The following is a 778-nucleotide window of genomic DNA, read 5'->3' as shown; positions in this document are numbered from 1 at the left end:
ATGAGTTCGTGTCCGTACAACTGGCGTAATCATGGCCCTTCGGGGCCATTGTTTCTCTGTGGAGGAGTCCATGACGAAAGATGAACTGATTGCCCGTCTCCGCTCGCTGGGTGAACAACTGAACCGTGATGTCAGCCTGACGGGGACGAAAGAAGAACTGGCGCTCCGTGTGGCAGAGCTGAAAGAGGAGCTTGATGACACGGATGAAACTGCCGGTCAGGACACCCCTCTCAGCCGGGAAAATGTGCTGACCGGACATGAAAATGAGGTGGGATCAGCGCAGCCGGATACCGTGATTCTGGATACGTCTGAACTGGTCACGGTCGTGGCACTGGTGAAGCTGCATACTGATGCACTTCACGCCACGCGGGATGAACCTGTGGCATTTGTGCTGCCGGGAACGGCGTTTCGTGTCTCTGCCGGTGTGGCAGCCGAAATGACAGAGCGCGGCCTGGCCAGAATGCAATAACGGGAGGCGCTGTGGCTGATTTCGATAACCTGTTCGATGCTGCCATTGCCCGCGCCGATGAAACGATACGCGGGTACATGGGAACGTCAGCCACCATTACATCCGGTGAGCAGTCAGGTGCGGTGATACGTGGTGTTTTTGATGACCCTGAAAATATCAGCTATGCCGGACAGGGCGTGCGCGTTGAAGGCTCCAGCCCGTCCCTGTTTGTCCGGACTGATGAGGTGCGGCAGCTGCGGCGTGGAGACACGCTGACCATCGGTGAGGAAAATTTCTGGGTAGATCGGGTTTCGCCGGATGATGGCGGAA

Annotated in this window: 2 protein-coding genes; both read left to right on the top strand. The window is 57.1% G+C overall.

Features of this window, described 5'->3' with window-relative positions:
* Positions 1-70: 70 nt before the first annotated feature.
* The gene (locus tag PSI15_RS18305; RefSeq protein WP_000158919.1) at positions 71-469 is read left to right on the top strand and encodes a DNA-packaging protein FI; all 399 of its coding nucleotides are present in this window, start codon (positions 71-73) and stop codon (positions 467-469) included.
* An 11-nt stretch (positions 470-480) separates the two neighbouring features.
* Positions 481-778, top strand: a 298-nt coding sequence (locus tag PSI15_RS18300) for a head-tail joining protein (RefSeq protein ID WP_182497274.1), incomplete at its 3' end; no start/stop codon positions are given.

Origin of the sequence: Xenorhabdus sp. PR6a, from assembly GCF_028599065.1 — a bacterium.
GTDB lineage: Bacteria > Pseudomonadota > Gammaproteobacteria > Enterobacterales > Enterobacteriaceae > Xenorhabdus > Xenorhabdus doucetiae.
Note: the sequence above shows the minus strand (reverse complement) of the source record. Positions and strands in the feature narration are given on the sequence as shown.